Below are 12,853 nucleotides of genomic sequence, written 5' to 3' on the forward strand. Positions count from 1 at the left end.
AATTAAAAACACTATATATATTAGTAAAGACTTTTTTAATATTTGGGGAGGGGTCGTTTTGGATAACATTAAGAAATTGTTGAATCAGCAAATTGAAATAGAAATTACGGGAAAAACTTTTTTTCAAGGTTTACTTATAGATATAGGTAATGACATACTTGTGCTGTATGATGGGGAAAAGTTTTATTATATTCCTTTATTACATGTCCATCGCATTCAGCTGGATAATCAAACTGATCAGGAAATAAATCAGCCTGAGGAGCTATTATTAATGCAGGAAGATGAATCTATCTCTTATCGGACTGTTTTACAAAATGCCAAAGGCGTTTTCAGTGAAATATATGTGACAGGTGATTGGTCTTTACATGGGTATGTCACAAATGTGTTAAGTGATTATTTTGTTTTTTACTCGCCAGTCTATAAGACAATGTTAATGTCTTTGCACCATTTAAAATGGTTAACCCCTTACCATAAAAATATAACCCCCTATACATTAAGTAAAGAAGCATTGCCCGTAAATCCTTCCTCTATTCCCTTACGTCGCTTTCTAGAAGATGAATTAAAAAGATTTGAGGGAAAACTGGTCGTATTTGATATAGGAGAAAACCCGCTAAAGATAGGGTTATTAAAAAAGATAGAAAATAAATTCATCGAGTTAGTGACGGCTAATGGCGAGACACATTACTTTACACTTAATCATATTAAGTCTATACATGTTCCTTAAATAAGAAAGTGTGGAGAAAATAATAAATTCTCCACACAATCACCTAACTATTTTGCATCGGCTGACTCCAGGCACTTAAATTGCGGTAAGTAATCTTTATGAGCTTCAAGCATTTCGTCAAGAATTTGTTTGGCAATCGCATCAGATGGCACTAACGGATTGATGGTCATGGCTAATAGCGCTTTGTGATAATCACCGGTAACAGCCGCTTCAGCCGCGGTACGTTCAAATGATTTTATTTGTTGTACCAGGCCGCGGACCGGCACTGGAAGGTTTCCAACAGCAATAGGTTTAGGGCCTTCTTTTGTAATGACACAATTGACTTCTACAGCGGAATCTTCCGGGATGCCGCTAATAGCCCCATTGTTTCTTACATTTACCGTTTGGATGTCACGTTTGTCATTATAAATGGAATAAATAAGATTACATGCCGCATCACTGTAATAGGCGCCGCCGCGTTTTTCTAATTGGGGCGGTTTAACATCTAAATTCGGGTCTTTATACAACTCAAACAATTCCGCTTCAAGCTTCTTAACAACTTCTGCCCTTGTGCCATTCTTCTTATAAGCTTCCACTTGATCTTCTAACATAACACTCGTTTGGTAATAATAGCGATGATATGGGCATGGCAAGAAGCCAAGCGCTCTAATAAATTCAGGTTCCCACTGGAAATCAGGAATGTTTTTCACCGTTTCAGTCTGTTCACCCGAAGTCATTTTATCTATGACTTTATCTGTTACTTTGATACCATCAACATAGACATTTAACCCAAACACCATATGATTCAATCCTGCAAAGTCAATATGAACGCGGTCAACGTTGATATTTAACAGCTCTGCAACATTCATTCTCATCCCAATTGGCAAATTACAAAGCCCGACCACTTTTCTTATATTACTGTAGCGTAAAACCGCTTCGGTGTTGAGACCGGCCGGATTCGAAAAATTGATAAGCCATGCATCAGGGCATAATTCTTCAATATCTTTACAAATATCAAGAATGACCGGCACTGTCCGTAATGCTTTAAACAATCCGCCTGGACCATTGGTTTCTTGCCCGATCACACCAAACTTTAGTGGAATTCTTTCATCTTTTGCCCTAGCATCAAGTAAACCAACCCTGATTTGCGTCGTGACAAAATCCGCATCCTTTAATGCTTCTCTTCTATTTAATGTCAAGTGAATAGCCATGGGCACACCGGCCTTTTCAACCATCCTCCTAGCCAGCTCTCCGACGATCTCTAATTTTTCCTTACCATCAGGAATGTCGACAAGCCAAAGTTCACGAATCGGCAGTTCCTTGTATCTTTTGATAAAACCCTCGACAAGCTCAGGAGTATAACTGGACCCGCCGCCGATGGTTACTATTTTAAGGCCTTTCATAACTTCACTCCTCCAGATATAAAGAGCTTTTCATAAAGTTCAACAAATTCCTTTGCAAAGTCTTGTATCGTTAATGCATTCATTAAATGATCTTGAGCATGAACAAGAAGGAGAGAAACATCCGTTTTTTCACCTTCAGCTTCTTTCTGAATAAGCGACGTTTGTGTCTTATGCGCTTCAGAAATTTCCTCTGAAGCTTTCTTTAATTTTTCCCTTGCTTCATCGAAATTGCCGTTCTTAGCAAGCGATACAGCTTCCATTGCCAAGCTGCGGGCGTTTCCGCCATGTAAAATGATATGAAAAATAATTTCTTCTGACGTCATGATGAATTTCTCCCCTTTTCACCGTCTGATCACAAGCAAACTAAACATTAACAGAACGATCAATTGGCGTATCTGCCTGTTGCGCTTTATGTTCTTCTTGAAACTTTTGCTTATCATAAAGCCGTAAAAATGGATAGTAAATCAAAATTGAAATAATAAGATTAATGATCTGAATGACACCGCCGGATATCTTACCTGTTGCCAAGAAACCGCTGATCCCTAAGGGGGTTGTCCAAGGTATCAAGACACCGCTTGGCTTGGCAACAAGACCAATAGCCATTGAAAAATAAGTGATTAAAACAATAACAATAGGTGTAAGGATAAACGGGATCATCATGACTGGATTCATAACTATTGGCGTCCCGAAAATCGTCGGTTCGTTAATATTAAAAAAACTCGGAGCAACAGCAATTTTACCTAATTGCTTCATCTGTTTGCTTCTTGCTCTAAAAATCATTAACAGCACAAGGCCAAACGTCAAACCCGATCCTCCAGCCTCTATCCAAATACTTAAAAAAGGCGAACAAATAATATTTGGCAAGTCAGCATGATGGTTTGCCATATACACTTGTCTGTTCTGATCCATTAGCGCAAGCCAAATTGGCGACATCAAACTGTCAACAATAATTGCATCACCATGCAGCCCAAAACACCATAACAATTGAATCGCAAGGACAGCGATCAGCATCCCCCATAGACTGCCGCCCAGGAAACTCAGCGGTGTTGTAATAATCTTATCAATCAGATGATGGAGATCTTGCATCGATGTTGCTTCCAATATAAGCCTGACAATCCATACAACCGTTAATACAACAAAGGCGGGTACTAATGCTGTGAAAGACTTTGAAACCGCCGGCGGCACGCCTTGAGGCATTTTAACAACAATGTTCTTCTGAATGATTTTTCTGTAAACTTCCGTTGAAAACAAGGCGACAATCATGGCAACAAACAGCCCTTGACTGCCCATTAGCGCAACGGGTATAACACCGGGTACTTCAAGCGCCTTCTTTGCGCCTTCAGGTGTAAACATAAGGACTTGAGGTGTTGAAAGTATAAAAGCGGATAAGGCGATAGCTCCCGAAGACAATGCATCAACCTTATATCTTTCCGCCAGGCGATAACCGATACCGAAACAGACAATGATCGACATAATACTAAAGGTGGCATCGATTGGATAACTAAATTTCTTGGACCATGTATCCCCAAAGATACTTGCCATAAAGTGACTAAATCCGGGTATTGGCAAGTTGGCAATTATCAAAAATACAGATCCAACAATGATTAAAGGCATTGCTAAAATAATACCGTCCCGGATTGACTGAAGATGTTTTTGCCCTTGAATTTTGCCCGCTATTGGAAGCATATATTTTTCTAAAAAACCCATCATAGCATTCATTGGGAGACATACCTCCTATTTTTGAAAGCTTAAAGCATGTTCAAGAACATTTTTTCCATTAACCATGCCATAATCTGCAGGATTGATGACATCGATAGGAATATCCCTTTCTTCGGCTAACTTTGTAAATTCAGCCAACTTATAACGGACTTGCGGACCTAATAATAGGATATCGGCATCATCAATGTGCTGTTTAACTTCACTTAGACCTACAGCAGATATATTAGTTTCCAACCCCTTTTCCTCAGCCGCCTGTTGCATTTTAGTGACTAATAGACTTGTTGACATACCGCCCGCACAGCATAATAAAATATTCATTTTAAATCCTCCTCGTAAGTTTTTAGTAAGCGCTCTCAATATTATATAAGCAATATCGATGCCAACATATCAAACACTGGTTTAATCACATTTATTTTTAGCAGTGTGTTAATTTTTGAATAGTGTGTCATTAGAATAAGTTTAGAGTGTTTTAATGAGTTATCTGTGTTTGTTCAAAGTCAAAGAAGTGAATGATATAACAAACCTCATCATCACTAATATTAATCATATATTTTTGTTCTATGGACTGTAATGCCTCCCTAATAATCGTATACAGCTTTCGGTGCTTTTCCAGGAACGCTTCTTTCCCTTCGTATACGACTGTTTCTTCACCCGATATCAAGCGGTCCACCATGCAGCTCATATGAAGAACAATACCGATCAAATCATGATGATCAGTCTGACTGTTTAACGACCTTTGAATGTGATGGAAGCAGGATCTGATGTCCGGTATAATCGCTTCGCCCGTAACATTTAATAAATGATTATCAATCGTTTCTTCCATTTTTAAATACGTTTCTTCTATATCAATGATAGTTTGAATCTCTTTAATCGCTTTTAAGTTAAGGACATCTTCAATGCTGAATTGCGGAATATTTTCTTTAAAATGATAGTTGCTGACAATACTGATGACCCTTCTGTTTTCCTTTAGGGACGACCAAGTATGATTCACCTTTGAACCAGTTATATTAATAGGGGTGATATCAAGAAACTCTTGATTAAAACGACATTGGCTTTCAAGTATTTTCTTAATAGCTCGCGCGCTCCCCTCTCCTGTCGTACATGCCGTTACTATGGCACATTTCTTCCCGGGATTTAAAGAAACTTGAGAACCTAAGCCGTCGGAGGAGTAGATAGACACCGTGCTTTTCAGGTCTTCATATAACTCAGTTAACGAATAGCCAAGCATGGCCTTTCTTACTGCTTCAAGTACATGTGCTGTGCTAACCATAGGAATAACCTCGACAGGAATAGCTGTCTCCTGTTTCAATCTTGTTTTTAAATTTATTAACGAACCCATATCAACAAGTAACAAAGCACCTGATTGAGAGGCTTTATTTTGGATATACTCTTTCACTCTTTCATAAATATCATCAGGGTGCGTGGTTAGAGGCATATCAATGGCTTTAGCGGCATATTCAGTACCTAAAAGCTGGCGGGCTACTTCCACAATAGATGATGCTGTACTCTCACCGTGCATAATGACAATTACTGAAATATTCTCTTCATTTTCATCTATTTCTTCATTATCAAGAACAAAAAACATTGTTAAAAATCCTGCTTCATCAATAGGTAAATCAATATTCAATCGATCTTCTATCATTTTAATGCAATCTAAGGCAACGCTGAATTCCTTTTTATAAGACGTTCTCACTTTATTTAACTGGGGGTTAATAATTCTTTTGCCGCTTGCCAGCCGTTTTAAAGAAGTCTGTATATGTAAGGCCAGGCCGAGGAATACCTTTTTACTGAGAACGACATCCAGCTTTGATTCAACATATTGAATGATATCCTCCGTCAGTCTTGATACACGTTCATCAATAATTTTGGTCATTTCGCCTTTATTGATTCGCTTATGAATGCCTTTAATATATTGTGTAAAGTAATTTTCAATATCAATCTCCATGAGTAAATCTACTTCTTCGTCATTAATTCCCCGTGATTTCAACTCATTGAATCGGTTCTCTATTTTTTCATAAACCGTTTGATCACTTGAATCATCTTTTTTATATAACAATCCCTCTTGTTCCGGTTGAAAAATATAGTATTGATGCTGCTTAATTTCTATTTTATCCTGGTCGTTTTTTGTTTTATAAAGACCTTCTTTAATGTAATGAATTAAATCAGTACTATTAATCTGCAACCTTATCTTTTTTTTAGTGACAAAATCCGCATAAGCCCTCGCACATGTTAATTGAATATCGGTCTTGAGCTGGCCGACATTATTTGCGCAGTCATAATATAATAGTGAACGAATCGTATTTGCGGATACATATAAATCTTTCCCCAATCTCGTAGTCTCTTCTTTTAAAAATTTTAATATTAAGTGATACCTTTCTTCGCGGGATCTCTCACTTAGGGATGGCAGATGTATGACCATCGGGATTCTTCTTGTAAATGTTTCCAATAAACTCGATTTAGGATTTTCGGTTGTCGCAGCCATAATTAAAACTTTTGCTGATCTCTCAGCTTCAGTTTCACCTAACCGGCGGAACAAACCTTTATCCATGAAGGTGAATAGCATTTCTTGTCCCTCTGGAGGTAAACGATGAACTTCATCTAAAAACAAGACCCCTTGGTCAGCCTTTTCTATTAACCCGCTTTGTTCAATCGCACCGGTATAGGCACCCTTCTTAACACCGAATAACTGACCTAATAACAATTGAGGATTATTAGCGTAATCCGCACAATTAAAAGTGACAAATGGTGAACCGGCAGTCAATTTGTTTATTTCGACGGCATAGCGGTATAATATTTCAGCAAACATTGACTTGCCAACGCCTGTTTCCCCATAGACTAACAGATTCATGCCCTTAGGAGGATATAAAACAGCGGCTTTTCCTTGTTCGACAGGGAGCGTTAAACTCTTATTTTCTTGAACAAACTTATCAAGTTGAGTTATATTTTCTTGGTATTGTTGTTTTTGAATTGAAAATAATACCGGGCGCCCTTCGCTCTTATATATTTTTCCATCCTTCCATAATTGATTTAAATCACTGCTAACATTGGCACGGTCTAAATGCATAAGATCAGCAAGCTCCTTAGCGCTTACCCCTTCACCCTTATCTATTTCCTTCAATTTCGAGAAAATTACTTCCCGCCTTTTCATCTCTATCACCCCGCCTGCGGCTATTGTTATACTTTTCTAAAGTATAACAAAAAACAAGCATTGGCTAAGCCAACGCTTGTTTTTTTTGCTCGAAAGCTGAAATTTTATCATCAAGTGTTAAAGTCATGGCAATTTCATCCCGGCCGTTTAGCAGCATTTCTTTAGGGTAGCTGTCTATGTCAAAATGGGTTTGAAATGATTGATTATCATAAACGGTTTGTTTTTCAAGATCAATGGTAAGTTTATAGTTTGGCTGTTTAGCATTTTCCAACAGCTCATCAACTTCTTCTTCTTTTAACTTAATAGGAAGAACGCCGTTTTTAAAACAGTTATTGTAAAAAATATCGGCAAAGCTTGGCGCAATAATAATTTTAAAGCCATAATCCAGTAAAGCCCATGGCGCATGTTCACGGGAAGAGCCACACCCAAAGTTTTGACCGGCAACTAAAACCGATGCATCGCGATATTGATCATCATTTAAAGAAAAATCTTCCCTGGGTTCACCCTGATTATTAAATCGCCAATGGTAGAATAAAAATTGGCCAAACCCTTGACGTTCAATGCGTTTTAAAAATTGTTTCGGGATGATTTGGTCCGTATCAACATTTACCCGGTTAAGAGGATAGACAATACCTTCATATTTTCTAAGTGGTTCCATTATTGTTCCCTTCTTTCTAGTGGCCTATCTGATTTATACATTGACAGTTTCCAGCTGTCTAACGTCGACGAATTTTCCTGCTATTGCGGCAGCGGCAGCCATTGCCGGGCTGACAAGATGTGTACGCGAGCCATTTCCTTGCCGTCCTTCGAAGTTCCTGTTCGAGGTAGAGGCACACCTTTCACCAATTGGAACAATATCGTCGTTCATCGCCAAACACATGCTGCACCCAGGCTCACGCCATTCAAATCCTGCTTCTATAAAGATTTTATCTAACCCTTCTTTTTCAGCCTGATCCTTAACCGTTCGGGATCCTGGAACAGCAAGGGCTCTCACACCCTGATGGACTTTCCGGCCTTTAATCACCTCAGCCGCTGCTCTTAAGTCACTGATTCTTGAGTTGGTACATGATCCAATAAACACATGTTGGATATCAATATCCTTAATAGGCGTACCCGGCTGTAAATCCATATACGCTAAAGCTTGTTTTACAGCTTCTTTGGCACTTTTTTCTTTAATATTTTCCGGGATAGGTACATTGCTGCTAACAGAAGCGCACATTGAAGGATTTGTTCCCCATGTAACCTGAGGTTCAACCTCAGACGCTTCAATTTCAATTACCCGGTCATAGACGGCTCCTTCGTCAGTTGCCAGTGCCCGCCATTCTTCAACGAGATCCTCAAAATCTTTGCCTTTAGGTACATGTTTTCTATCTTTTAAATAAGCAAATGTCTTTTCATCCGGACTGATTAATCCAGCTCTTGCACCGGCTTCAATTGACATATTACAGACAGTCATTCGTTCTTCCATCGACATTTCGCGAATGGCTTCACCTGTATATTCGATAACAGCGCCTGTTCCTACACTAATGCCGTATTTTGCAATGATAGCCAGAATAAGATCTTTTGCAGTAACCCCTAATCCGAGTTTTCCATTTACCTTTACTTGAAGTGTTTCCGGCCTTTTTTGCCACAAAGTTTGTGTAGCCAGAACATGCTCTACTTCACTGGTGCCGATACCGAAAGCCAATGCCCCAAATGCGCCGTGTGTCGATGTGTGACTGTCGCCGCATACGATCGTTTTACCCGGCTGGGTTAAGCCAAGTTCCGGACCTATGACATGAACAATCCCTTGATCAGGGTGGTTAATTCCTGCAAGCGTGACACCAAATTCCTGACAATTTTCTTCAAGTGTCGTCATCTGCTTTTTGGCTATTTCATCTTTAATAATGCTTTGGTGGACAGTCGGAACATTATGATCCATTGTTGCAAAGGTAAGATCCGGCCTTCTGACCTTTCTTTGATGCATCCGCAAGCCTTCAAAGGCTTGCGGTGAAGTGACTTCATGAACAAGATGCAGGTCAATATAAAGCAAATCCGGTTTACCTTTTTCCTTGTGTACGATATGGCGATCCCAGATCTTATCAATAATAGTTCTTGGTTGCATGATAAACCTTCCTTTCTTCAGAAAATATCCAAAATATTATGAATTATACATTGTTAGTCTTATATATTGTTAGTCTTATACATAGCAAGAAAGAATACCGGATATTGCATGATTTTCATTCAATTTATCCATCACTTTATCAATCATTTCCTTTGTGCCGATACATTTTCCGCTGACGCCTACATCGGATGTATAATAACCATCATTTAAAACTTCAGTAACCGCCGCTTCTACAGCACGTGACTCTTTCTCCAAATCAAAGGAATATTTCAGCATCATAGCAGCTGACAGAATCATCGCTAATGGATTCGCTTTGTTTTCACCAGCAATATCCGGAGCTGAGCCGTGAACAGGTTCATATAGACCTACACTGTCACTGCGAAGACTGGCAGATGGCAACATCCCTAGTGAACCGGCAATCATAGACGCTTCATCACTCAAAATATCGCCAAACATATTTTCAGTGACGACAACATCAAAATCTCCCGGTTGATGAATTAACTTCATAGCTGTTGAGTCAACAAGCATATGTTCAACCTGAACATCTGGATAATTTACTGAAACTTTATCTACTATCTCACGCCACATTCGGCTTGATTCAAGAACGTTTGCTTTATCAACAGATGTTAACTTTTTCCGTCTGACGCTAGCTAACTGAAACGCCTTTTCTACAATTCTTTCAATCTCATGAACATCGTATTGAAGCGTATCTACAGCAACGTCATTATTTTCTCCGCGCCTTTCACTTTTTCCAAAATATATACCGCCGGTTAATTCTCTGACAATCATTAGATCAACATTTTCAATAACTTCGCGTTTTAACGGCGAGGCATTCACGAGCTGTTGATAGGCGGTTACCGGGCGCAGATTCGCAAATAATCCCATCTCTTTACGAAGTCCAAGCAATCCTTTTTCAGGGCGAATATCCGTAGGGACATCCGACCATTTTGGCCCGCCGACAGCTCCTAAAAGAATCGCGTCACTTTCCCTACAAATTTCTAAAGTTTCTGGTGGAAGTGGATTTCCTTTAGCATCAATAGCCGCTCCGCCAATTAATCCTTCAGTAAATTCAAATTCATGATCAAAGCAATCAGCCACAGCTTTTAGAATGCGTACCGCACCTTCCATAACTTCACGACCAATACCGTCTCCTGGTAAAACTGCGATTCTTTTTTTCATACGAATAACCTCCCCTTTGAATTTTCTTTAAAGATTAACTTTTTGTTTCGTTCTTGATCCGTTGACGACCGCACGGTTCACAGCATTAAGATAAGCTTTAGCAGAGGCCTCCAATACATCTTGCGCTGAACCTCTTCCGCCTGATTCCACACCATTGTATACAGCTTTTACATAGACTTCTGCTAAGGCGTCCCTGCCGCCGCCAATTGATTTAATTTGATAATCTACCAATTCTAATGGCTGCTCTACTATTCTTTCAATTGTATTGTAAATAGCTTCTACACTGCCCGCGCCGGTTGCCGCTTCTTCTTTATAAGAGCCGTCCGGTGCAGTAACAGCAACTGTTGCCGTTTGAATATTATTGGTGCCATATTGAAGCTGTACACTCTTAAGTTCGTATTTTTCTACATCTTTTGTTTCAGTTTGTTTTTCGGTTAAAATGTCGAAAAGGTCATCATCCGTCACTTCTTTTTTCTTATCAGTAAGAGCTTTGAAAGCTTCAAATACTTCATTTATTTTGTCTTCGCTAAGATTAAAGCCAAGATCTTCTATTTTATTCTTTACCGCGTGTCTTCCAGAGTGTTTGCCTAAAACTAGTCTGTTAGAGGAAAGGCCAATTAATTCCGGTGTAATAATTTCATAGGTAGATGCTTCTTTTAAGACACCATCTTGGTGGATACCGGATTCATGGGCAAAGGCATTCTCTCCGACAACTGCTTTATTTCCAGGAACAACCATACCTGTTAACTTACTAATCAATTGACTCGTTTTCTTAATCTCGTTTAATTTCAACCTTGTTTGTGCTTGGTAATGATCATTTCGAATGTGAAGTGCAACTGCTACTTCTTCAAGTGCAGTGTTTCCTGCACGTTCGCCAATGCCATTAATCGCGCCTTCAACTTGTGTTGCACCATGTTCAATGGCTGCAAGTGAGTTGGCAGCTGCCATGCCAAGATCATCATGGCAATGAGCGGAAAGTTTTACTTTATCAATATTCGGTACGTTTTCCCTTAAAAAGGCAAATATTCCGCCGTATTCTTCAGGACTGCGATATCCAACAGTATCCGGAATATTTATAACGGAGGCGCCTGCTTTAATCACTTCGGTTATGATTTTAACAAGGAACCATTTATCGGATCTGGTAGCATCTTCAGCGGACCATTGCACAATAGAAAATTTTTGCTTTGCATATTTAACAGCTTCAACCGCAGATTCAAGAACTTCATCAGGTGTTTTTTTCAGCTTATAAGTCATATGAATCGGAGATGTTGCAAGAAATACATGAAGTCTTGGCTCCGCTGAGTTTTTCAGAGCATCCCATGCAGCATCAATATCTTTTTTATTAGCTCTGGCCAGTCCGGTGACTGAACTGTCCTTGACCGTTTCCGCAATCGTTTTTACCGCTTGGAAATCACCTTTTGAGGAAGCGGGAAATCCCGCCTCCATAATATCCACACCCAAACGCTCTAACTGTTTGGCAATTTCCAACTTTTCTAATGCATTTAAATTGACGCCTGCTGATTGCTCACCGTCTCGAAGCGTTGTATCGAAAATGTCAATTTTTCGCATTAGCGACCACTTCCTCTTGTTTATCCTCTTTTCTGATAAATGGCATTAATTTACGCAATTCTCTGCCGACAACGGCAATTTGATGATTATTTTCCTGTGCATTAGTCGCATTAAATTGCGGACGGTTCACTTGGTTTTCCAAGATCCAGCCTTTGGCAAATTTGCCTTCTTGAATATCTTTTAACACGCCTTTCATATTTTCTTTAACATGCTCATCAACAACTCTTGGTCCGGAAACGAAGTCACCCCATTGAGCAGTATCAGAAATAGAATAGCGCATGCCCTCGAAACCACCTTCATAGATCAAGTCAACAATAAGCTTCATTTCATGTAAACACTCAAAGTAAGCTATTTCCGGTTGGTACCCTGCTTCGACCAATGTTTCAAATCCTGCTTTGATTAATGAAGTTAGACCGCCGCATAGAACAGCTTGTTCGCCGAAAAGATCAGTTTCAGTTTCTTCTTTAAAAGTTGTTTCCAAAACGCCTGCTCTTGCAGCGCCAATGCCTTTAGCATAAGCCAGGGCAGTTTCCTTGGCTTGCCCGGTTGCATCTTGATAGACTGCGATTAATGCCGGAACCCCTGCGCCTTCAGTAAATGTTCTTCGGACAAGATGGCCAGGACCTTTTGGCGCAACCATGAATACATCAACATCTTCAGGCGGTGTAATTTGGCTGAAGTGAATATTGAAGCCGTGGGCAAACACGAGTGCATTGCCTGCTTGTAGTCCAGGTGCAATTTCTTCATTGTATACTTTTGTTTGGCGCTCATCTGGAAGAAGAACCATGATAACATCAGCTTCTTCAGCTGCCTCTTTTACAGTTTTTACAGTAAAACCGTCTTTTTCTGCTTTATCTGCAGACTTACCAGGTCTAATACCAATTACAACATCAAAACCATTTTCTTTTAAATTCAACGCATGTGCGTGGCCTTGTGAACCATAACCAACCACTGCGATTTTTTTCCCTCTTAGTACTGCCTCTTGAACGTCGTTATCATAATATACTTTAGTCATTTTTCATCTTTCC

The 12,853-nt window shown here is 39.5% G+C and carries 11 protein-coding genes; 1 reads left to right on the forward strand and 10 read right to left on the reverse strand.

The features are described from left to right. Positions 1 to 58: 58 nt before the first annotated feature. On the forward strand, positions 59 to 724 hold the full coding sequence (locus tag ACFQRG_RS15940) for a DUF2642 domain-containing protein (RefSeq protein WP_380967819.1): 666 nt from the start codon (positions 59 to 61) through the stop codon (positions 722 to 724). A 47-nt stretch (positions 725 to 771) separates the two neighbouring features. On the opposite strand, the gene ACFQRG_RS15945 is transcribed toward ACFQRG_RS15940, so the two are convergent. The 10 genes from ACFQRG_RS15945 to ilvC all read right to left on the reverse strand — a co-directional run bounded on the left by ACFQRG_RS15945 (position 772) and on the right by ilvC (position 12,840). After that, the gene (locus tag ACFQRG_RS15945) at positions 772 to 2,106 is read right to left on the reverse strand and encodes a 6-phospho-beta-glucosidase (protein WP_380967821.1); all 1,335 of its coding nucleotides are present in this window, start codon (positions 2,104 to 2,106) and stop codon (positions 772 to 774) included. Beyond that, positions 2,103 to 2,429 carry a PTS sugar transporter subunit IIA gene (locus ACFQRG_RS15950; RefSeq protein ID WP_380967823.1) on the reverse strand — a complete coding sequence of 109 codons (327 nt, stop codon included), beginning with the start codon at positions 2,427 to 2,429 and terminating at the stop codon, positions 2,103 to 2,105. The genes ACFQRG_RS15945 and ACFQRG_RS15950 overlap by 4 nt, the downstream gene beginning before the upstream one ends. 40 nt (positions 2,430 to 2,469) lie before the next feature. Then, the gene (celB, locus tag ACFQRG_RS15955; RefSeq protein WP_380967825.1) at positions 2,470 to 3,825 is read right to left on the reverse strand and encodes a PTS cellobiose transporter subunit IIC; all 1,356 of its coding nucleotides are present in this window, start codon (positions 3,823 to 3,825) and stop codon (positions 2,470 to 2,472) included. 15 nt (positions 3,826 to 3,840) lie between these two features. Further along, positions 3,841 to 4,143 (reverse strand): PTS sugar transporter subunit IIB, encoded by a 303-nt coding sequence (locus ACFQRG_RS15960; protein ID WP_380967827.1) that lies wholly within the window; start codon positions 4,141 to 4,143, stop codon positions 3,841 to 3,843. A 151-nt stretch (positions 4,144 to 4,294) separates the two neighbouring features. Beyond that, positions 4,295 to 6,973 (reverse strand): sigma 54-interacting transcriptional regulator, encoded by a 2,679-nt coding sequence (locus ACFQRG_RS15965; protein WP_380967830.1) that lies wholly within the window; start codon positions 6,971 to 6,973, stop codon positions 4,295 to 4,297. A gap of 64 nt (positions 6,974 to 7,037) precedes the next feature. Beyond that, positions 7,038 to 7,631, reverse strand: coding sequence for a 3-isopropylmalate dehydratase small subunit (gene leuD / locus ACFQRG_RS15970; RefSeq protein ID WP_380967832.1), 594 nt, complete (start codon positions 7,629 to 7,631; stop codon positions 7,038 to 7,040). A gap of 33 nt (positions 7,632 to 7,664) precedes the next feature. Further along, on the reverse strand, positions 7,665 to 9,077 hold the full coding sequence (gene leuC / locus ACFQRG_RS15975) for a 3-isopropylmalate dehydratase large subunit (protein WP_380967833.1): 1,413 nt from the start codon (positions 9,075 to 9,077) through the stop codon (positions 7,665 to 7,667). 75 nt (positions 9,078 to 9,152) lie between these two features. Beyond that, entirely contained in the window at positions 9,153 to 10,256 is a 1,104-nt protein-coding gene (gene leuB / locus ACFQRG_RS15980) for a 3-isopropylmalate dehydrogenase (protein WP_380967835.1), read from the reverse strand. 27 nt (positions 10,257 to 10,283) lie between these two features. Beyond that, positions 10,284 to 11,825, reverse strand: a complete 1,542-nt coding sequence (locus tag ACFQRG_RS15985; RefSeq protein ID WP_380967837.1) for a 2-isopropylmalate synthase — start codon at positions 11,823 to 11,825, stop codon at positions 10,284 to 10,286. Continuing rightward, entirely contained in the window at positions 11,812 to 12,840 is a 1,029-nt protein-coding gene (gene ilvC, locus ACFQRG_RS15990; RefSeq protein WP_380967839.1) for a ketol-acid reductoisomerase, read from the reverse strand. Before ilvC ends, ACFQRG_RS15985 begins: the two co-directional genes overlap by 14 nt. Positions 12,841 to 12,853 lie beyond the last annotated feature (13 nt).

It is taken from the genome of Scopulibacillus cellulosilyticus (genome assembly GCF_042665295.1).
In the GTDB taxonomy this organism is placed as follows: Bacteria; Bacillota; Bacilli; order Bacillales; family Sporolactobacillaceae; genus Scopulibacillus_A; species Scopulibacillus_A cellulosilyticus.